The organism is Granulicella sp. L60 (genome assembly GCF_009765825.1).
Classification (GTDB): domain Bacteria; phylum Acidobacteriota; class Terriglobia; order Terriglobales; family Acidobacteriaceae; genus Edaphobacter.
In genome coordinates this window covers 1-21,885 of the sequence record NZ_LMUR01000007.1, presented here as the reverse complement: position 1 = coordinate 21,885, position 21,885 = coordinate 1, and the positions used below count along the sequence as shown (strand labels likewise).

Genomic DNA, 21,885 nt, shown 5'->3' with positions numbered 1-21,885 from the left:
ATTCAAGTAATCGTTTTCTCGATCGCCCCGGAAATTAGCCAGCGCAAGAACGAATCGAAGCCTACATATCGCCAGCAAAACTTGTCAAGAAAAATATCCAGGGAATATACCAAGAATATTTCGCCGCTCTCATACTGACTTGAAGAAATATCTCGTGTCAGAGATCACCTCGTCCAGCAAGTCCTCACCCAGCACAGCATCCCCAGACGAGCTCAGGAAATCATTTACCCAAACTCGTGCGCAAAGTACCACGAGAGGACGTCCGGCAAAGGCGCATCCTCAAAAAAGCGGTACAAAATTTGCATCCAGGGCAACTTCGCATATAGCCCAAATTCGTTGATCTTTATGACTGAAGCAGTCCTATCCGGAAGCAGCCCAGGCATGTGTATCTATGCTGCCGAGATAAACGTCCAACGTCTTTGCCGTACACTCGTGTCTTCATAAAGATCAAGTCGGTCCCAAGGGATTTCTTCATTAGTATCTCTATGGAGCGCGCAGATGACGCTGCAAAGTAGAGGGCTGGTCGCCAGCCGTCTGATGCCAAAATTGCCGCGAAGCGTATCTTCGCAAAGTGCCCGGGGATCAATCGTCGCCGGGTCGGCCCTCGAACACAGGCTTCCATTGGTCATGCCGCAAGGATTCGAGCAGCGACGGTCTGTGCTTGCCGAAATTTTCTGGCAAAAGCAGATTCACGCGGTCGGTGTGTTGCTTGATCCAATCACCGACGTTTCGTTCATCGAATGACGGCTCCGACCTTTGTCGAGTCCTTGAGCGCGCAAGATTGCTTCCTGCACTCTTGGGGTTGTAATGCTGTGACCTAGAGCGCTCATCGCTGTTGGCCCCAACTTGCCGACTTTAAGCGCCTTGCCGTTCGAGAAAAAAGCGTATACAGCAATCTTACCGAGAGGCAGCCCCTTGGGCTTGTGGGGTTGGGCAGCACTTCGAAAATGATGCTGTCTCGGGCAGCTAGATCCGTCATTTTCGCGAAATCCGCGAACGCTTCGCATACCAGTGTTGCGATCTTAGCCATGAAACCAATGTACGACGCGTGGGTGCCGCAGTGACGTGGCATGAGCCATTTGCCACTGCTAACCTGGACAGGCTGAAAAGCAGGAAACCAACAGCTACCAAAACAGCCATCAATGAAGATGGCCTCTCACTTCGGAGAGACTATCTTGCGTCTAACTCTCTTAAAATGTTTGGTGCCGGGAGGGGGGGGCGAACCCCCATGAGGTTGCCCTCGGCGGATTTTGAGTCCAGTTTTTCCACAGTTGCACGGCCTCGCAAGCCCTCGCACTCCCGTTGCATAAAGCGTTACAAATGAGTTGCTTGCAAGAGAATCATGGATCGCATTGCGTCGCAGCTGGCGGCACGGAATTCCGGTACAAAGTATCACCAAAAGTATCACCAGAAAAGTGTCACAAGTCAGTTGATCCTCAGCGGATCGTAAATCCGCTAATAGAAATCGACGGCCATTTTCGTTCAGAGACGCGGAGGATTTATGATCCGCCGGTGGCAGAGAACGTCGTTCTTGAATCATTTTCGTACCTACCGAACTACACCTTGAGCATTGCCTTTGGCAGGCGCGCCTCTAGTGTCTCAGCCGACGCATACGCCAGCGCAGGGTGACTCATATACGCGGCAGCGTGGTTGTTGGGATTCTCTCGATATACTGGCCGACATGATGCTTCTGATTGACGTGGCAGAGCAGATTGTGAAACGGCGCAAGGCCAATGGCTTGACCCAAGCCGAGCTTGCGAAGATGGCGCGCGTTAGCCGGTCAACCTTGGACGCTCTTGAGAATGGCCGGATGGGAGAGCTTGGGTACGCGAAAGTAAACAATCTGCTGACTGCTCTTGGCCTGGAGTTCAAACTTCAGGCCGCAGTGAGTATCCGACCCACTCTTGATGAGTTGACGCTCGAGAATGAGCGCGAAGATGCGGAGCTGCGGCGTTCTTCTCGGTTCTAGTCTTTCGTCTTCCCTCGGTCTTCCTTGATCGCTTCCATCCAACGCGCAAAAGTGAAATCGGCTTCGCTGATACTGCCAAACAGATAGGGCCTGAGCTCTTCGCGATAGCGCTGCTCGAACACTTCAAGGTCAAATGGCGTAGTCCGCGCAAGAAAGAGCATGTCTTGGAAGTCGCGATCATTGTCCCGCTTTAGCTTGCAGAGGGCGATATCATATGGGTCCATCACGAAAAGATGGATGTTCTCGAAGAGACCTTCGTAGATCGGGACAAGACGCTCCTCGTACTCGTACGGCACTTGGGCAATGCCGACGAAGTCCAGGTAGACACGGTGCTTCCTCGCTAAAGAGGAACCTTTCCCACCCGCTTCAAGAAGTCGATTGCGCGAAGCGATGGGCGCTACATCGATGACATCCAAGTCAACCGTCGTCCGTGCGGAACCGTAGTGCTGCGTGACAGCGAAGCCGCCGATACAAGGAATCTTCGTCGGCTCGCCGGCGACGGGATCAAGTTCTCTCAGGAATGACAACCAAGGCTCAGGCAGCGTAGTGTGCAAGGTCCACCTCCGAGAGTCGGGTATCCAGGTTCCAATGCGCAGCAAGCTTCGACCTCACTGCTCTGACGTGTTGCTTGCGAGACAGAGGCCATGACTCTTGGCACAGTGTGTCTTCCCTCGCGAGCCGTGCATCCTCTAGTTCCCGCAACACGGGCTCTAAGACATTCAACACAACAACTGGGCCGTTTTGCAGTGCGATCTTGTTGGCCAGTGATGCGACGAAGCCGAGCCGGTTTTGTCGGTTCCTTAGCTTTACTTCTCTGAGGAGCCAAGACCAGTCGAGATGGGGATATCTCAATACAACCCATGGAAGGCCTTCAGTCGTCCTCACATCGAGGTCAGAATGATCCAATGCATCGAGTAAGAACTCGGCTGGATTGCGAAGACGGCCAGATAAATGCGCGTATCCGGGATAGCCTAGCCTTCCGAGTTCCGAGGCGAGCGTCTCGTCGCTGTGCCTTGGCAGCGGATCCAATGGCAGGGCTGTCGGGTCTCCACCAAAAAGCTCCGCAGCACGCTGCGCCACTTCCAGACTGACGTTCCTCTTCCCGGTCTCCATATGGGAGAGCATGGGTTGCGAAAGCCCGAGGAGCTTCGCTGCTTGGACCTGAGTGACGCCCTGACGCTTACGGACGGTTTCTAGTGCGAGCCCGGTCATGAAAACCGCCTCCTCATCAATATTACACTCTTTGTAATACTTTGATCGATATGGAAGTCGGCTATCGATCAGTGGCAATCACGAAGACGACGTCCCCGAGAAAAGATCGTGGGACAGCGTCAGCGCTCACTCCAGATCGCCTGGCGATTTTGGCGGACCAAACTTTCGATAGTGTTGAAAGAAGTCGTCTAAGCTCCCCGATGTCGGATCGAGGCTGGTCACTACCGTTCTTGCCCAATGTAGCCATCTGTATGCATAGGAAGGGTCGGCAGGTGTCTCCGAGTCCATCTTGCGCTCGATGTGTGCAATCAATCGACGAAGCATTTCGGCCTTCGTCCAGTTCTCCAAGTTTTCATCTAGCTTTCTAAACTGGACCTCGGCTAGTCGATGCTGATCAGCAAGTTTCTCCTCGGCTTCTCGCTCCTTGGCTTGCCTCTCGACTTTCTCTCTCAAATCGAGTGCAGCTGTACTCAAACCGTGCAGAATAACGCTCAGCTGACCTTCGAGCGGTCGTTCTGGCCTATCGAAGAATGTCGGCTCTCGTCTTGCGGATAAGTATTCCCGAATTTTGAATGCGAAACGCCCCGACGGACGGAATTCAACGTGGGCTTGGGCAGACGGAGAGCGTAAGCTGCCCTTCGAACGAGTCGACATGACTCGATTTGATCCTTCGAAAACAGAAAACTTCACCTTCTGCCGTTTGATAACGATCGACAGCCCTGGCTCGTACTCCGATTCGGGAAGCGCGAAAGCAAATCCACGTTCTTCAGCAGTCTTGACAAAGGTGTCCACGAAAAGAAGTGCTCTCGGCACCGAAGCGGGCGCCACCTTCACGTCTATGTCATCTCTCGAAGAACCGACCCTTCCATAAGAATCAGATCTGCGCAGGGAGAAGCTCTTCTGAAGCTGAAGCGTCAGGCGATGGGGAGAAGACAAGGCTTTTGGGACTGGTGCAGGTTCGAAATCGACCAAACTTAGCTTTGAAACCCAAGAATTTCCTCGCATCGGAATTTACCTCAACAGTTCGTGACACGCTTTGTGGTGTGGCGGCCTATGGTGGGCTATCCTCGTCTGACTCGCCTCTCGCACACTAATCTTCTCAGAGATACGCTTCGCTTCAGCAAAAGCAGCCTGTCATCGTCGATCAGTTCAAAATGCAGCCTCATCGGTTGAACGCTGGGCGCATCGTGGGTGGTGTCCTTCTAGTTGGAGGCCTTAGCCTGATTGCAAAATTTTGAACGAATTCGCGAACCCGCGACCTCTGCCGTGACAGTGAAGTGTTTTCAGGTAACTCATAGAAACGAGGCGCACGGATGGCTCCTTTTAGCGCCCTGAGACACCCTTCGGAACCCTTAGTGGGGCCTTATTGAACCTACGACCTCTGCCCTGGAAACCTCTGCCTATGCAGGTCGTTGACTCTCTACTACCAACCGCTCGGCTTCGCAAAGGTACCCTTCCGATCAGTCAGCGTTATGGGAAATTGACAAGCTGCGAGGTCGCCCTGGCGGATGCGCTTGATGAAGGTCGCGTACTGCCTCAGCTCTCGGCTATGGAACTGGTGGGGATTCAGCAGACCCACGGGCAGCCCAAGATCCTGAGCAACAATTCGAACGGGTTCCGCCAAATCGGAGTCATTGGTGACGATCACGGCCACCTCGAACCGTTTCCCATAGGCGTCTCTTAGCAGATGGGAAGCAAGATTCACGTCGGAACCCTTTTCTTCCGTCTTTTCTACCCAGACCTTCTGAGGCGGGTCAACGTTCGAGAGGTACATCGGAACGGAATGGGCCGTGAACTGGCCATACTTGATGTTGATGTTCGGCAAAGTCTTTAGCGCCCGGATATAAAGACCCTGATCGTGAGCTGCGGTCGGGTTGTAGGCGCGCGAGCTGACTCGCGCCGTAAAGTAGTGAAGCTCCTGAATCGAGTCGGACGGGAGCAAAGATTGGGCAAGTTTGGCGAGGTCAAGCCACTTGTAGGGTGTGCGCTTTAAGGCGCCGTAGTACAGGTTGAAGCCGTCAATATAGAGGTTGACGATTGCCATGGTTCGCCCCCGGAACTCGACATTGCACGCGGGTATACGTGCATGTAGAATTGTAGAAGAAACTCCCCCTGCTCCTTGGTGGGCAGGAAGCGAAGCCGGTCCCTCGGGACCGGCTTTAGTGTTTGCCGCCATCTGTGGCGGTCTATTCTGCTAGCATTTCGAACAATCAAGCGTGATTAGAAAATTCATTCTCTGGGAACCTGGGCACTCCGCTGAGCCCGACGGAATGTTGGATGCAGTCGCGTGTCAATTCCGACAAGTCGCCGTCTCGCAAGAGGCCGAGGCAATAGCTGTGGATGGATTCCCCCTGACGACTCAACTGGCGATCAGGAGGCACCTGACAGCGTCTGGAAGGGGCGGGGAGGTTTTACTTAGCAACGAGCACGGTGTTCCATTTCTATCCTTGGCAGTGTCCGTCACCTTGGACGATTTGCAGCTTTCCGTTCGCACGACAAACTGCCTACGCGCTGCCTCTATAAAAACTGTCGATGACCTCCTACAATGGACCGGCCCGGAGCTAATGGAACTTCAGTTTTTCGGCGCGAAGTGCCTACGAGAGATCAAGGAGATCCTGGGACAGTTGGGGTGTAGTCTCCGTGACTCCGCGCAGTCTGGCGAGACTTGGCACAATACCCGTATTCCTGACGCATCCGGTGCGCCTCTGCCCTTTGTCCTTCTATTAGAGGAGTTCATAAAAGATCGGGCGCTGGAAGAGTCTCTGCATCGCGCCGGTTTGAACTTCGCGACTGATCTATCGATGCATACGCTAGCCGAACTCTCAGCGCTGGCACGATTAGATCAAGAGAATATCGCCTCTTTGGAAGAGTCTTTGCGGAAGATTGGCATCGAACTACCTTCGATCGTCCCCGAATGGTTAAGGCAAAACCTCGTTCCAGTGAGAGCCGCTTTCAATAGCGAAATAACGGCCTTCGTGAATTCGTTGGAAGTCGGGTCGCCCGAATCCACGGTTACCGTCAGCCCCGCAGTTTCACTTTACGACGAAATGCAGCGGTTGATTCCAGCGAAATACAGCGCGGAAAAACGGCGTCTGGTCTCTTTGCTGTTCGGACTCGATGGCAAAGATCCCATGACTCTTGATGCGGTTGCTCGTGCTGTAACACCTGCGCTTACGCGCGAGCGTATCAGACAGATAGCACTGCCAATCACCACTGCTCTGAGCAGAATCCCTTCGGAGTTCCCATGGCTGGTTCGCGCAGTTCGATGCCTAGAGCAACTTGCACCCTGCAAATGCGCAGACGCTGAAATGCTCTTGATCGAAGAGGGGGTAAGCGGGTCGCTAATGACTGTCATTTCAATTCTGGCCTTAGCGAAACGAGTGAATCTCGACACTGAATTGAAAGTCGAAGGAGAAAATCTCCGAACAACTCATACCTCTCTTTCGTTGGTGGAGTTCGCACGTAGGGCGGCGAAATTATCATCACGATGGGGAGTGGCGGACTGGCAAGAGCTATCGACAGAGTTTGCAGCGGATCATCCGTTGGAAAGTCGTAGTGATCTTGCAGAAATCGTCTACCTCGACGAAAACCGTCGGTATTTCGTATACCCAGATCGTGAAAATAGTCTCGCTAACAGGCTGGCCCGCATCTTGGCGGTTGCTCCATCCGTTTCCCTTATGGCCGCTTATCGCGGCGTATTCCGGGATGCAAGAATGGATCAGGGTCGACTCCCGGAAGCGCTATTCCTCCAGTTCTGTAGAGTTTGGAAATGGTGCAGGGTGGACGGACATATGCTCCATGCCGTGCCCCCGTTGCCTTCGTCCGAAGCCTCCGGGGATGACCTTCTCGTCCTTCTGCTCGAAGAGGCAGGCAAACCGTTGCCCCGCCGTGTGATTCAATCTCTCGCCCATCAACATGGTTTATCGGAAACGACCGTCACCCACGCCTTGAGCTACAGCAATGTGATCGCATCGCACGCTGGATACTTTTCAGTTATCGGTGACACTCGGCTCTTCGAACAACGGTCAGAATGGCTGGAAGAACTGCCTGCCTTGGATAAAGAAACCTTGGAAGCAATGGGCGACTCGGAAGACGAGTTCGGATCAGTTCTTCCCGTGCGAACTGACCCCAAAGCTTTCGTGGAGGGTGTGGTCCTCGGAGTCCGAAGAAGATTAGAGGAATTAAATTTATCCAACCAATGGTCTATCGCGGATCTTCGTTTGAGCAAATCTGATCGAGATCATTTGTTGGAGTGGGGCCGTAACGCGAACTGGGATTTTCGCAGCGATACGGGTAGCTATCGCTTGCCAAGTGGTGAGCTTGTTCGAAAGCGAACGGGACTTGGGCTTACCTTTCTCTTTTTAGCGACTGAGGTTGATCGAGAATTTGCTGGTTCGGGCTCCGTCTGGCCTGAGATCGAAAATGCCTTAGGAGACGAGCAGCGAGCCATGTTCATGTTTCGAGCGGGCGTACCGAAACTGGCCCTGCGAGACGGGATGGAAGACGCCTGCCGCAAGTTCGGAATTCGCCACGGGTTCGAGGACAGCGGCCAGCAGGTCATATGGCGAACTGTTGGATTGCAATACGGACTACGGCGCTCCTACATGGCGTATCTACCGAGAATGCTAAGCGAACCTGTGGGGGCTCAGCCAATCTCGATGCAGCTGCTCCTCGAATCGGATAAGCCAAATTCGTCGAGCGCATTCCAGACGGCGTGGGGAATTCTAAAGTCAATCCGGACTGGTTCACTGAGAGACGGAAAGGCCTTCGCTCAACTCAGAGAACATTCGTGGTTGAGGTCCTTCTCTTCCACGGAGCTTTATTCCGCGTGCCGAGCTCCATCGTCAAGACACTCGGCTTCACACTACGTCGAAGCCGAACAAAAGCCAAACGCATATGCGTATTTTGCTCCCCCGAGAGTGATTTGGGAACCGCAGGAAGTTTATCTTGAGTTTGCATTGAACCCAGATGTACCCGCCTGGGTTGATGTGGCGTCCCTCACATTTGTGTGTGAAGAGCCGTTCCGGAGAGAGCGTATTCACATTCAAGATGGCTCTTGGTCTCTCGCTGGCGGTCCGGTTCGTATACCGCTCACGCGTAGGGCCCAAGTAGGGTTTCGCTTTGCAATCCTACGCGGAAAGGAACTCGCGATTGAGGGACAATCGAGTTCGTTCTTCGATCCGGACTACCCATTCTTGATGTTCCGCAATTCGGGACAGATGATGAACCGAAGTGACCTTGTAACAGCCACCGATGACATTGTTCTGCTCACCCTGAACAATGCTCAACTTGTTGATGTTCCCAAAGACTCTCCGTATCGTGTTCTGTTGGGCGGCACGGCTAGACTGACACTCGTCCCGAAAATGGCTGCGCCAACTCTCCGAATACTAAATATCGTTGGTGAGCTTATCTGGGCGGCCTCTAGCGAGCTGTCCGAAACTCCGGCAGCAGTAAAACTGCGAGTTGAGATAGGGGGAGCCCGCTGGGGACAAAAAACCACAGTAACCTTTCCGCCGCTTAACTTTGTTCCCGGCTCTATGACACTCAACAGCGGAGAAACTCTTCCGATTTTGGAAGATCACGGCCGCATGACTGTCCAGGCGGGTCCCAGCTTGGCGCGTGCTCAGACTGCTCGCGTATACAGCACCCCCGGAGCCCACACTTGTTCCGTTCCCGTCGATCTCGTACATCGTGGATTGGAGTATGGAGCGGCTATCGAGCAGAATGGGCAATGGGTGCCACTGAGTGGGGCCGAAACTCTCGATGGACCCCTGCTTGGAACGAACAGGGTGTTGGCGAAGGTCCGCGATATCTCGTTACATCAGGAACTGTGCTGGACCGAAGGCAAGCGTGCTCTTTCCGGATTGAAGGTATATGGTGGCAGCCTTTTAAACGTCTATGGCATCGGTGAAGCTTTACGTATCTCTAGCGGTGTCTATAACCGTCCTGAAATGTTCCTCAATGTGGCGAAGACGCTGACGGATAATGGCTTTTTCAGGACAGTGCGGGAAGAACATTCTGGAGAATGGGTTGCGGAACTTCCCTTCGATTCGCAGTTGGAAGATCAGCACTGCCTTTGGATCTGGTCCGAAGACTGCCCCCATCCTACCGAACTGCCGCGGTCTTCAATTTCTCAAGACGGTTTCACCGTACGCTGGAAGGTTCCGGCCGGCGTCGTTGTTTATGGCTGGGCCTTCTCTTTTGCAGGCCAGCGTATTGGTTCGATCTGCCTCAGCGGCACAATGACCGAATTTGCCGCGCACCTGGCAAGACACTGGCATGACGTTGTCGAATGGATTCGATGGTGGCATGTTCCGATCTTGCAAGAACCTCTTCGTCGAACAGCTGAAGTCTGTGCTCAGCAATTCCCAGTTAAGACTCTTGGGGCCTGGAGTCTTCCGACCATGTCCGAAGTGATGTTGGGCTTTGATGAACTTCAAGAAGATGCTTGGGCAACCGCTTCGAGAGAATTGCTTTGGGATTGGCGGCCTACAACCGATCAGGCCTTAGAAACGGCCCGACTCTTTGATTTGTGGACAGGAGAGATCGAGAAGGACGCTGCGGAACGATCCGATATTACTGGCCTTGACCTGCTTGCGCGGATCAGTCCGTTGCTTCTTGCCAGAGTCGCCTCAACAGCACTTCCAGCTCTGTATTCATTTTCGAAAAATGAACTGGCGGCTCTCGTTGGTCTCCTTCTCCATGCCGTCAATGAAAACGCATTGCACGAGTCATTCCGAATACGAGACTTGTGTGAGAGATACGCGCAAGGCGAGAGCCGAATCGACGGTGAGTTCATTTCAAAAAGCATAGTAAACGTGGCGCAAGCTGAGTTCCGTGGTGAAAATGTTGATAGAGAGAATCTCAAGGCGGCGTTTCACCAGCCTGGACTCCGGGAAATTGTGACGATATCTCTTCTGCGAGACGTACTATTCGAATGGAGAGACGGAGTGTCCCGAAGATGATTGTCGAAGATTCCTTACATTTGGATGCTCTAGCAGCCCAGACGCAGCTGCGATTCCGACTAACAGGCTTGGCACGTAGTGAGGCGTTTCTCCGCTCGCCGGAGTTGTTGAGGGCTTGTGAATCCCTTTGGTCCGCTGACGGTCGATCATCGGGTTTGCTTAGTGAACTTTGGCTGGAACCACTCTTTCCAGCCGAACTTTCTGACTACTCACTCAGCACGATGCCTGGCATCTCCTCCACACTGCTGAGCCAGCTCTCTAGGGTTGGCGTACTGCCGCCGGAGAGACGCCTCTACCTGCACCAAGCTGAAGCGATCGAGGCAGAATACAACTCAAGATCGGGTGACCGGCCCGGGGTTATTGTCACGGCACCTACGGGTGCGGGAAAGACCGAGTCGTTTTTACTGCCGTTGTTGAATGATCTGTTCTCGCACCCACGCGAGATCGGCGCAACAGGCGTTCGAGCCATTCTGCTCTATCCGCTTAACGCGCTGGTGAACGACCAAGTCGAACGCTTGCAGAAGTGGCTATCGGGACAGGACAAGGTCACCTTCGTCCACTACACGGGAGAGACACCCAATACCGATCCGGGGGAATTGGAGAAAGAACGCGACCTGTGTCGACAGCTCACTCGTCGCGAAGCGCAGCGCAACCCGCCTGACATTCTGGTGACGAACTACTCCATGCTGGAGTATCTCCTTTGTAGACCCCAGGATAATTCGCTTTTCGGTGGAGCCCTTCGGACGATAGTGCTTGATGAGGCACATCTCTACAACGGCAGCCTCGCCGCAGAGATTACCTTCCTTCTTCGCCGTGTGCTACTCCGATGTGATGTTAGCAGCGAGCAAACCCTGCAGATTGCGACATCGGCCACTCTTGGCGGCAACGATGAGGATCTTCTCCAGTTTGCGCGTAAGCTCTTCTCTAAAGCGAACGTCCGCAGGGTGAAGGGCGTTACTGCCCGTCGGATTCTGCCCAAGGAATTCGGACGTTCATCACCGCTTTCGCCGGATCGAGTTAACGATCTAGCGGATGCTCTGAAAGATAAGCGGCTGGTTGGTCAGGCGGGACTAGTTCAAAGCTCCGAGCTTTGCACGCTGTTGGCCGAGCATGCGATGGCCTTGAACGGAGTCGATGCGCACTCGGATGCGAACGAAGTGCGGCCTGCCCGGTTCCTTCATAACCTGCTTGCTCGAATGCCAGAGGTTCACCGGCTCGACGAACTGTTCTGGAACGAGCATCGATCGAGCACAGTAATGCCATTCTCAACTGTCGTCGCCAATCTTTGGGGATCGAATGATGAAGCTGCCTCGAAGGCAACGATCGCATTGCTTCAACTAGGAGCGGAAGCTCGCTGTTCCATTGACGAGCTGCCTCTCATCCCGCATAAATTGCATCTTCTGTCGCGCGCGCCATCAGAGATTAGCGTCTGCTTGAAAGCATCATGCCGCACGGCGGGACCACGTATGCCCGGACACGGTGCCTTGGCACTTGATGGGTCACGTACTTGCCAGTTTTGCGATTCCTATACTTTGACCCTCGCGAGGTGCGGCAGGTGCGGTCAGCATTTGGTTGCTGGAGTGCAACATCGAAATGAGTTATTTTCAGCTGCGATGCCATCACATCGCTCGGATAGTTCTATAAATTATTTCGAGCTTGCAGAAGATGGAGATGTCTTCTTTGATCCCGCTACAGGTCAATTGGAATTCGAAGCATCGGGCGAATCCGTTGCCATGCGCGAAGTGGCGCGGTGCCCTCACTGCCGCTCCGACGGAGCTTCAATACGCACGATGAGGTTGCTTGACGCCTTGGTGCTGCCGGTTGTCGCAGAGACCTTGATTAATTCTCTTCCGCTCATGCCCGAACCGGAGAGCAAGTGGCTTCCTTCGGGCGGTCGACGGCTGCTCGCTTTCAGTGACAGCCGTGCTCGCGCTGCGCGACTTGGTCCTTTGCTCACTCGTAGCCACGAAATACAGATGGGACGCGCGCTAATCGGAAGCGAACTTGCGAACGCCACGGGCGACGCCAGCCTTCTTCGTCTTCGACAACGGAAGATCTCCCGCACAAAGGACGATCTCTCGGCGGAAGATTTATCGCCTAACGAACGTGCGGAGCTAGAAGCCGATCTTCGAATACAAACAAGTGAACTGCTCTCAATTGCACAAGGTATTACCGTGGAGCAGCTTGAGGAACGAATGGGCCAGAATCCTGTTCTCAAGGAGTTCTATGCCCGTGATGGCGCGATAGGCCACAAGGCCGCCGAATGGACTCAAGCCACTTGGGAGTTGAATGCAACTCGCATGCGGCGAAGCGTGCCCGCCATAACTGCTCGCGAACTCGCGGTGCCCAACTGGGGGCGTTTCACACTTGAATCTTGCGGCTTGGCAGAAATAGTTTACCCGGGCGTAGAAAGTCTGCGCCCCCCGCCAGGACTGGCATTCACATCAAGTCTGTCAGCTTCACTGTCGGACATTTGGCCGGACCTTGTATCGGGGCTGCTGGACATTGTTCGAAAAGACCGTGGAATTTCTTTAGGCTCACCTGACCGCGATCGCTTCGAATATGCGACTCCCCTTGGGAAATGGGTGGCACTGCGAGCAAGGGCAAATAGTTCGCTAATTTCATTCGCAGGAGTGATGCTCGAAAGCCGCTCGCGTCGGCCCATGCTAGTGAGAACACTGCTGGAACGTCTCCACGCCCCTCAGGATGACGATCAGTTGACGGGTCGCATTCTGGAAACCGTTTTTCATCAACTCACTGGTCTGAATTCAGGCGCTTTCGCGTCTTGGATTGAAACGGATGACCGTGACACGGGATCGGGGGCCGCCGTAGCGTTTCGGCTTAAGCTTGCGGGTCTGCGTGTGCGACGACCATTGAACCTGTTCCGTTGCGCCGTGTCTGGAGAGCTGTGGCCACGCTCGATTGGAGGGCTCTCCGCCATCCCGGGGGACGGAAACTGCGATCTTCATCCGATTAGTCACGAGTTGGCCGACTCCGACTCGCGTTTCGCTAGGGTGCGTTCCGAACTTAGAGACCTGCAGATTTTTCGACGCGGAATATGGTCCGACGAACATTCGGCACAGTTGAAGGCTGGGGAAAACCGGCGGCTTCAGCATCTTTTTGCCAAGGGCGCACGCAATGTCCTCTCAGCAACCACAACGCTTGAAGTGGGCATTGATATCGGAGGCCTATCCGCAGTATTGCTGGGGAATGTTCCACCTTCCCGTTCGAACTATCAGCAGCGCGGCGGCCGAGCGGGACGGAGAGCCGATGGGTCGTCTTTGATTTGCACCTACGCTCGTAATCAGCCTTTTGACCAAGCTGTGTTCACACACTTCGATCAGTTTTATGGCAAGCCCCTCCGGCGTCCAAAAGTCCGCTTAGATCGCGAGAGATTTGGACGAAAACACTCCCATGCTTTGCTTTTGGGCGAGTTCTTTCGACAGATTTATCCATCGCAACAACATACCGGAACTATGACCGCCTACAACTACATGGGCTGGCTTTGTAACGAGCCTCGCGTGCCTAGACAAGTGGCAGATCAGGCGAGGATCATAGACCTTCAAATGCCAGAGCGGGTCACGCTCAATGAAGATCACGATTGGTACGTCATCGGCGATCCTCCCAATAGGCAGTTCGAACACTTCCTGACCAATCTCGCTTCGACCCCAAACAATTTTGTGGCCCGCATGGAGCGGATGCTGACCGATACCCCCTTATCTCTGAGGAGTCATGAGGTCATTGAGGAAGCCAGATTGAGCTTTAGGTCAGCCTGCGCGACATGGAAGGAAGAATATTCCGCTCTTTGTAGTGCATGGACTTCTGCCATTGCCCTTGACCGAAAGAACTCAGTGTTGAACGCTATTCATTACCAAGCAGGCAGTTTGTGGCGAACTGAAACGATAACGGCGCTTGCGCAAATGCGATTTCTACCACGCTACGGCTTTCCGATAAATGTTCAAGCGCTGACGGTCCAAAGTGAAGGCCGAGACGAACCCGTGCAATTCCAACGTGGTTCCATGCTTGCTCTCAGTGAATATGTACCGGGCTCAGTCCTCCTCGGTGGCGCGAGAAGCTACGCATCTCATGGCGTCTTGAGCTTTTGGTCCGAGACAGGTGAACGCAACTTCGGGTTTCGGAAATACCTTTATTCGTGTGTCAATGGACATCGCTGGACGGAGTTACAGCCTTTGGAGGGCGACACCTGCCGGGATTGTGCCGGCCAACTCGCTCGATCTAAGATCGAACTCCTACTGCCGAGGTTTGGTTATTCAACGGCAATTTGGGACCCACCGACTTGGGAGACCGAGCAAGAAAGAATCGGAGTGACTCAAGTGTTAGCTTCAGCCTTTCTCGCTGGAGCGCCGTCGCGCAGTGCTGTTGCGTTCGGAGGTCTAGAAGGTGCTACTGCGGAGCTATACGAGAACGCCGATCTTCTCGCTACCAACGGCGGACGAAACGAATGCGGGTTCGCACTTTGCACGAAATGCGGATTCGCAGACAGTATGATTTCTGCGGGTGATGACCTGCCGGTATTGGAAGGAACCCCTTTCGAAGAACATTTGCCAATAAACCTATCAACTCGACGCACCTGCTGGAAGCCTGGGGAGCTTTCGGTCATGCGTCATCTTCACTTCGCGGCTGAACATAATACAGACGTACTTCAGTTCGATCTTCAAAACAGTGCTGCTTTGCGGAGCGCCCCACTCGCTGTCACCTTCGCTCACGCGCTTCATCTTGCCGCAGCGGAGTTGCTGGAGGTGGATGTCAGAGAAATCAGCCTGTCAACAGAGGAGCTGCTCCAACAGACATCTTGGAAATTCCAGATGTACGATAGCGATGCTGGAGGGTCGGGCCATGTTGCCGAGTTGCTCGATCGCCATATGGAACTGATGGCGATTCTCAAAAGAATTCTAAAAAGGGACGAAACTCACAATCGAACTTGTGACACCGCTTGCCTGCGCTGCTTGCTCACCTCAAACAGTGAGACGGCGTTCAACAGAGGTCTTCTTCAACGTTCCCTCCTTCTCACTACGCTAGATTCAATCTTGCCTGATTCCGCAGCGTCACTAGATTGATTGCACCGTCCTAGGGTTTCGATTCCTTTGGCTAACGCCAATGCCGCCACCTACGAGATCGGGTTCGTTGTCCCCCTGACTGGCGCTTTTGCGCCTCTGCTGTCGCTGTATTGTCCTTACAAGTCATGCACACTCGGCCAAGCCCTCCTTCGCCCTTTTTTAGCGTTTTGTCGAAGAAAGCATCCTGCGGTTTGATCTTTTTGCATCTCGAACACGTCTTGAGTGCCCCGGTCGTGAGCCCTTCGGCTTCATCTTGCATATTTTGGATGGAGCCGCCGTTATGATCGACCGTGAGACTCTCGACCAGCCGTATCAGACGATCAGATAGCGTCCTTACTGGGTCTGCACCGAGGTTGAACCGATTAACTCGTAGAAATCGATAGCCGTAGCTCTCAAGCGTTAACTGTCGCTCAATATCTGCTTCGACCATATAGCGCTCGTGGTTGCCAACATTCACTTCCTTACCCTTTAGAAAGTGATGATCGAAACCGTCGTACTCGACGACGATACGCGCGACGCCCCTATCGGTGATAAAGGTCAGTAGGAAGTCGACGCGCCAGGCCGGATGTCTGTAGGTCGGATCAAGTTGGCGGAGATAGTCGCCTATCGGAAATTGCGGCAGGATTTCAATTTCTTCCCTGTTCTTCTGATAGAACTCGGTCTTCTGCAGCCAATCCAAGACGCGCAGTTCCATCGGGCTATTGGGATCGGTACGGTCCGCCGCTACCTCTCCGCGTTCAAGTAAGTTTGCGTAATGGTTGAGCGTACGACCGATTGAACCCTTGAACTCCGCCAGAGGTTTGGAATGTACGAACCAGATCATCTCTTCAGCGCGGCTGAACCCGACATTCAGTCGCTGAACCTTGAGCTTCTGCTCGACCGATTCTTGAGGATCGTTCAGTTCGACCGGAAACACATAGTTCAGCGCATCGTCCTTGGCTGTGGCGACCAGCGAATAGAAAATGATTTTGCGCTCTTCACCCTGACAGCTATCGAACGTCATCACCTTTAAGCGAAGTATGTCCTGAAACTCCGCCCCCTTAGCGTGGCTAAAGAGTTTCTTGGTGAGTAAGGTTTGTTGCTCTCGGAAGGGCGTTATAACGCCGACCGTCGGCGGGGCCTCCTCTTCAAGTAGCTCAAGAAGTTGCTCCAAGATGAAATCTGCTTCAGCCTCATTTGTTCCACGAGTAGTCTTCGCCCCACTTGCGTCGACTTGGTCAAAATGGATGACGTCGGTGAGCGGCACCCCACGAATCTTAATGGCCTGGAGCTGGTTGTTATAGAACGTCTCTGACGAAAAACTGATCAGCTCTTGATAGGACCTAAAATGCTTCCGAAGCATTGTCGAATAATTCGCACAAAGCTGACAGAATTCTAAGACGGAGCACTTAACATCAAATTTCGCGAGCCTCTGCAACATTGAAGCTTCCTGCGAGACTCTCAGGCGGAAGAACGCTTCGAGATCGGCCCGGTATTTGTCGTTCAAGGCAATGCTTGCATTTGACGACTTGGTGTTGCTAAATTGCTTGCTGTCGCCCAGCACCACGATTTTTCGAGCACGCAGTAGAGCCGGAAACGCTTGAGCAACCGAGACCTGGGATGCTTCGTCTATGACGACAACGTCAAATAGATTCGGCACCAACGGCATATACTCGCCGAACTCGCGAATGCCCGCAATCATAATTGGAAATGAATCCTTCACGTTCGCAAATTTCGCCTCGGGAAACTTCTGGCGCTGCGTGATGATCGCAGCGAGCGTCTTGGCGTCGGCTTTGAAATTATTCATGAACGAAACCAGCCGACTATCGACCTCGGCGTTCATTACGGTTGTATTGAGCCGCTCAAGTTCCGATTTTGTTCCCACGTAATCGTACTCGGGCGCCTCTGCGAAGGTCTGGCTTGTTCTGATCCAATTCCGCAAATAATCTAGCGAGGCCAACCACGTTTCAGTTAGACGTTCGGACGTGTCCGCACCTAAGAGATTCAAAGGAAGACTATTGGGACGTTCTGAACAAAGAGCTTCAATAAGTGGACGAAAAAGGGTTGCGCCTGCTAGAGGCATTCGCCCCTGCGCTATCGCTTCGTAAACATCTGGCAGATCTGTTTCGTTCAGATACTCTCCCGAAAGAGCAAGGCGGAGTTTGTTGGTTTCATCGATCACCCGCCTCAAATGCGAGATTTCCCGTTTGAGCAAGACGGGACGGTTCGGGCATAGCTCCTCGTTGAGGTGACGTTCAAGTTCTCGAACCCGAGCCTGCCGGAAAAGGTATCCAAAGATCGGCATTCGGAGTTGCTGATAGGCGAGCAAGCAGCATCCGAGCTTGCGCAGTTGTTCCGCATCCATACGGTCGAACAAAGAAAGGGTCTTCGCATCAACCTTCTGGACTAGAGAAAGAACGGCTGCGTCAAAGCGCACCTTGTGCAACAGCGTTTGTTCCGTCCAGTCGTTGGAGCCGCTGAAAGTGAGGCTAAGATAGGAGCGAAGGTCACGCTCTGATGTCAGAGCGGTATCGAGCAGAGGTAGAAGAGATGCCTTTGTAATCGCCTGGAGTGCGGGTATGACGTGTATCGCTAGATCCGCCAATCTAGACTCCCCGCGGAACACCTCGGCGATCTGGCCTAGCGGCAACTGTCCAAGCGTCGCAATGGTCTTGTTGATCTTTCCTTTGAGCTGCTCGCGGGTATCTATCAGTTCTCCGCGAATTCTAGGCTGGTTGGCTTTCCCCGCCCTAACATAGGCTGACACCTGCGTTAGAGTTTGGCTCGATGTCAGGCGTTTGAAATTTGCCTGATCTTGTCCGAGACGCAAAATCGGATTCGGAAAGTCCTTGTCGTGGCGCACTTGGCTCATTGCTTCGGAGAGCTTACTTTGCACGACATTCAAAGCTTCGGTCTTGTCCGAAAGGATCAAGCATGACCTATTGTGCAACGCGCAATCAGCTGCAATCGCCGTTATTGTGTGTGACTTCCCCGTGCCCGGCGGCCCCTCGACGACAATGATCTTTGCCGTTGGGTTCCGTATGGCCGAGAGAATTTTGATTTGCTCTTCGTTTAGAGGAACGGGCGCGTCGATAACGACGCGATCTACAAGCGGCATCGCGTCCCATTCGGCTTCTACCGCTTCGTGTATGCTCGTTGGGTTTTCGAGAAGGACTCCTCTGACGATACCTTCAAAAAGTCCAACGACGCCGGGCTCGTTCTTCCGAGCTTGCGCGATCATTTCCTCATAGTCATTTAACAGTGCTTCGTCTGCACGGTCGAAAACGGCAAAGTGCAACGTTGTCGAAAGAACGACGCTCGTGTTCGATGCTTCGAGAATCTTAGGTGTCTCAAGCTCGATTTGGCCACCCAAGTCCAGTGAATTGGCGATCTTGCGAAATAGGGGGCGCGCCACCTCGGCAAGGCTTTGTTCCGGGGTCAGATAAATGATGCGGTCCGTAAGAGGACTCAGCCATTCCCGCTTTTGGCGCTCTCCCAGTTCTTGAAGGACAAAGTCGATAGCGCGTTTGTTGGCATAAAGATGATTGACGAGGGTGAAGACATACCCTTCCCCATTCTCCGCGCGTTGAACTTCGATAGGAACATAGAAAAGTGGGTAATTAAGATTGCCGTAACGAAGCGAGCCGATGTAGAGATAGAGCTGAAGATTCTCTCCTGTCACCGCGTATGTTTCAAGATCGCGAAATTCCAAAAACGCATCGGCGGCGGTGAAGGTCTCGAAATAACTCATCAGGGCGGCATGAGTGTCATCAACCGTGAGAAAGTTTTCGGTCGCGACAAGCAGATCGTTCGCGTCTCCAGTTGCGAGATAACGGCTAAGACTTGTGGGTAGCGCCTGGTCGAGATTTCCAGCGACTAGCTCAATGAGCTCGGTTTCAGCAGAAAATATTGAGTCGTGAACGGAGTAGGCCTGTTGCGAGAGCGGTCCGTCGAGCATCGCAAGCAAGGGATGCACAATCTGAGTGCTTACCTCATTCGCAAGAACTTTGCGAACTCCATCAACCCATTCCTCTGGATTTTCGATAGCCTCTCCCCGCGTCCTCTGGGAGTGCGCAAGGATTTCTGTTCGGACGACAAGAAGCGCCTCGTCGGAGATAGCTTGAATTTGCTCGCGGATGATTCCCCGCAATATGGGGCTGATCGACCGCGTATAGATGCGCGGTCGGAACTTGAGCGAAAGATCTCCGCCCGACGGTTTTTCGAGAAGCTGCCAGACGCTTTGCTGAAGTGCTGGGTACGGCGCGGTCTTCATTCCCGAACGGAAGCCGCCGTCGGTCTGAAGGACGATGCGGCGTCTCGGGGCTTGCTGGCGCTTGAAGTCCGATTCAAGAAAATCGAGAAAGTATTGCGAAACTTTTATCGCGAGTTCTCGAAGCGTGATGCCATCCATGTGATTGTCGCCAGACGTTTTATGAGATGAGAGTCAACTTTGTAGCCGCCACAAATTACGTAAGGAATGCAGGTACACCGATTCTACGTTGCTGTCCGAAATCAGGGGAAGGTGCAGGAGGAGGAACTCGACTCCTGCCGCGCGAACCGGCGAGCGTGGGCCGGCGGCGGGATGAGGGTGCAGGGAGAAACCAAAGCGGGTTCTCCCTGCCGCTTTTTTGCGGGTTGAGACGAAAAAGCGACCCCGGACGAATCCGGGGCCAGAATCGAGCAAGGTTATGCAGCTTTCTTTCGTGTCAGTCCCCTCTTGACGGGAGCCTTTACCGCCGTTGGCTTCTTCTTGTTCGCAGCGTCAGACTTTGCTTTGACGACCTTGGACTTCTTCGGCGCGAATACTTGCTCGGCCTCGGTGAGGAGGTCGGGCTGGTTCTCGTGAGGAATACCAATATGGTCAGAGAGAACGAGGCGCAGGGCGAGGCCGGTTAGCTTATCGTCGGCGGTTCCATCCAGTGCGGCCAACACGATCTCATCCTCGGACTGTTGCGCGTTCTCATCGCCGTTTGCGAAGTGAGTCGCAACCTCCTCAAGGAAGCTGTAGTCCAGGTGGATGAGCAAGCGAAGGAAGACGCGCATCTGTGCCGCGCTGAACGATGCCGGGGCATGTTCGATGATGCGCTCGAAGGTGGCAACCCGTGCCTCGCGCTGTTTTTCGCGGCGGGTTTGCTCGGCCTCGTATTCCTTTTGTTGACGCTCGAACTCGGCCTTGCGCTCCTCCTCTTTGCGTTCCTGCTCGGCTTTGTACTCCGCCACTCGCTGCTCGTGTTCTGCTTCGCGTTGCGCTGCCTCCTCTTCCGTTTCCTGTTCGGGCGCTGGTGCCATGACAGGCGGCGGTGCGACCGTCTCGCGCGGCTGATGGTTGGTGTGTACCGAGCACTCCGTATCGAGGCAAACCGTCACCGTGCGCCCGGCGTGTTTACCGAAGACGATGATTGCTCCTTTGGCGCTTGGGCAGGGTGGCTCGGCGTCGGGGTTATCCGGCTCCGCAAGTTCGCGGTATTGGTGTTTCTGCAATGCGCCGGGACGCTGCTCTTTAGGAGCTCGCCACGCCGTTTCGATGGTGACAAGCTCAGGCCGCGCGGCAATCTCGCGGTCGATGTGCGCCGTCACCTTGGCTTGGAAGCATGGCGCGTCTAGGCATTGGTCGCCCTGCACGTCCGCAAACAGGCTGGTATTGAAACCGCTGCGGCGTGGGCAAGTCATGCAAGCTCCGGCCTCTGGTTTGAGGTTCGGGTCTTCCCTGTCGAATGGTGCCTCGGCAAGATTCAGGTAGAGATTGGTCTGAATCCATGCGCTTAGGTGCTTCGCGGGAAGCAGGTGCGCTTCTTTGTCCTGCCAGTCTTTGCGCCAACAATTCTCGAATGCGTCGGATTGTTGCTCCTGCGGCAGCCGGGCGATGAGGTTAGCGTGGCTTGCCGTGATGCGCTCCTGAGCGAACGCTTCGGCCACGGTGGGAATCAACTGCAAGAGAGACAAACGAGCATAAACGTGTGCTGCGCTCTTGCCGGATTTGGAGACAAGTGCGGCAACGTCGTAGCCGGGGAGGTCTAAGAGACGCTGAAAGCCTTGCGCCTCCTCGTAAGGGTGAACGTCCACACGCTGCGAGTTCTCGACTAGCTGCCACTCCATCGCCTGGGCATCGGTGAGTTCCTTGATGTGGGCGGGGAGTGAAAACTTCTCGGCGATCTGACCCGCCCGGAATCGCCTTGCACCTGCGACGATTTCAAAGCGGTTGTCCTTCGGGCGTACGACGATGGGCTGGATAAGGCCGTGCTTCCCGATGGACTCGGCAAGCTCTTCCAGCTTCTTCTGGTCGAACGTCTGGCGGGGGTTGGTGGTGGATTCGAAAATCTGATCGATGGCGATGTATTGGAATTCGCTGCTGTCCTGCATGGTGCCCTCCTTATGGGCTGTCGCTGGTTGAGGTTGTGGAGCGCAAGCGCTGCCCTGCATCCGCTTCGTAGGCGGGGGTACTTGGGCTATGCGTGTTGCTGTCGCTGTCGCTCGAAGGCGACGACGAAACCTTGGTCTCGCAGGTTCTTGTCCCACAGCTTGGCGAAGCGTTCGTTTTCGTCGTGAAGCTGCGAGTGATAGCAGTAGTTGTCCTCTCGAATAAAGCGGCTCCACTGCTGAATCCCCGCATAGTCGTTGCGCCAATACTGTGTGAAGCGCCGGATTATGTGAAGCGGAGTCTCACCACATGGCTCAGGCGCAG

General features: G+C 54.0%; 10 protein-coding genes, 1 tRNA gene and 1 pseudogene. 4 read left to right on the top strand and 8 right to left on the bottom strand.

Going from position 1 to position 21,885, the window contains the following annotated elements; all coding sequences use genetic code 11:
* Positions 1-498: 498 nt before the first annotated feature.
* Positions 499-744, top strand: coding sequence for a hypothetical protein (locus GSQ82_RS03245; RefSeq protein WP_158790599.1), 246 nt, complete (start codon positions 499-501; stop codon positions 742-744).
* Positions 745-1,200: 456 nt separating this feature from the next.
* Here the strand turns inward: GSQ82_RS03245 and GSQ82_RS03240 are convergent.
* A tRNA-Leu gene (locus GSQ82_RS03240) sits at positions 1,201-1,280 on the bottom strand.
* 401 nt (positions 1,281-1,681) lie between these two features.
* Between GSQ82_RS03240 and GSQ82_RS03235 the strand changes: the two genes are divergently transcribed.
* Complete coding sequence (locus GSQ82_RS03235) at positions 1,682-1,969, top strand: helix-turn-helix domain-containing protein (RefSeq protein WP_158790598.1); 288 nt, start codon at positions 1,682-1,684, stop codon at positions 1,967-1,969.
* On the opposite strand, the gene GSQ82_RS03230 is transcribed toward GSQ82_RS03235, so the two are convergent.
* From GSQ82_RS03230 to GSQ82_RS03215, 4 genes are all read right to left on the bottom strand, one after another.
* Entirely contained in the window at positions 1,966-2,523 is a 558-nt protein-coding gene (locus GSQ82_RS03230) for a DUF6036 family nucleotidyltransferase (protein WP_158790597.1), read from the bottom strand. The genes GSQ82_RS03235 and GSQ82_RS03230 overlap by 4 nt on opposite strands.
* A complete protein-coding gene (locus GSQ82_RS03225) occupies positions 2,504-3,181 on the bottom strand; it encodes a helix-turn-helix transcriptional regulator (protein ID WP_158790596.1) in 678 nt (225 codons plus the stop codon). The genes GSQ82_RS03230 and GSQ82_RS03225 overlap by 20 nt, the downstream gene beginning before the upstream one ends.
* Before the next feature lie 126 nt (positions 3,182-3,307).
* Positions 3,308-4,186, bottom strand: coding sequence for a hypothetical protein (locus GSQ82_RS03220; RefSeq protein ID WP_158790595.1), 879 nt, complete (start codon positions 4,184-4,186; stop codon positions 3,308-3,310).
* Positions 4,187-4,604: 418 nt separating this feature from the next.
* On the bottom strand, positions 4,605-5,225 hold the full coding sequence (locus GSQ82_RS03215; RefSeq protein ID WP_158790594.1) for an NYN domain-containing protein: 621 nt from the start codon (positions 5,223-5,225) through the stop codon (positions 4,605-4,607).
* Positions 5,226-5,451: 226 nt separating this feature from the next.
* Between GSQ82_RS03215 and GSQ82_RS03210 the strand changes: the two genes are divergently transcribed.
* Complete coding sequence (locus tag GSQ82_RS03210) at positions 5,452-10,146, top strand: DNA-directed RNA polymerase subunit alpha C-terminal domain-containing protein (RefSeq protein ID WP_158790593.1); 4,695 nt, start codon at positions 5,452-5,454, stop codon at positions 10,144-10,146.
* Positions 10,143-15,224 (top strand): DEAD/DEAH box helicase, encoded by a 5,082-nt coding sequence (locus tag GSQ82_RS03205; RefSeq protein WP_158790592.1) that lies wholly within the window; start codon positions 10,143-10,145, stop codon positions 15,222-15,224. Before GSQ82_RS03210 ends, GSQ82_RS03205 begins: the two co-directional genes overlap by 4 nt.
* 31 nt (positions 15,225-15,255) lie before the next feature.
* On the opposite strand, the gene GSQ82_RS03200 is transcribed toward GSQ82_RS03205, so the two are convergent.
* The 3 genes and pseudogenes from GSQ82_RS03200 to GSQ82_RS03190 form a co-directional block, all read right to left on the bottom strand.
* Positions 15,256-19,614, bottom strand: coding sequence for an AAA domain-containing protein (locus GSQ82_RS03200; RefSeq protein ID WP_158790591.1), 4,359 nt, complete (start codon positions 19,612-19,614; stop codon positions 15,256-15,258).
* A 275-nt stretch (positions 19,615-19,889) separates the two neighbouring features.
* Entirely contained in the window at positions 19,890-21,563 is a 1,674-nt protein-coding gene (locus GSQ82_RS03195; protein WP_158790590.1) for a ParB/RepB/Spo0J family partition protein, read from the bottom strand.
* Between the two features lie 86 nt (positions 21,564-21,649).
* A pseudogene (locus GSQ82_RS03190) lies at positions 21,650-21,885 on the bottom strand (hypothetical protein); the annotation flags it as partial.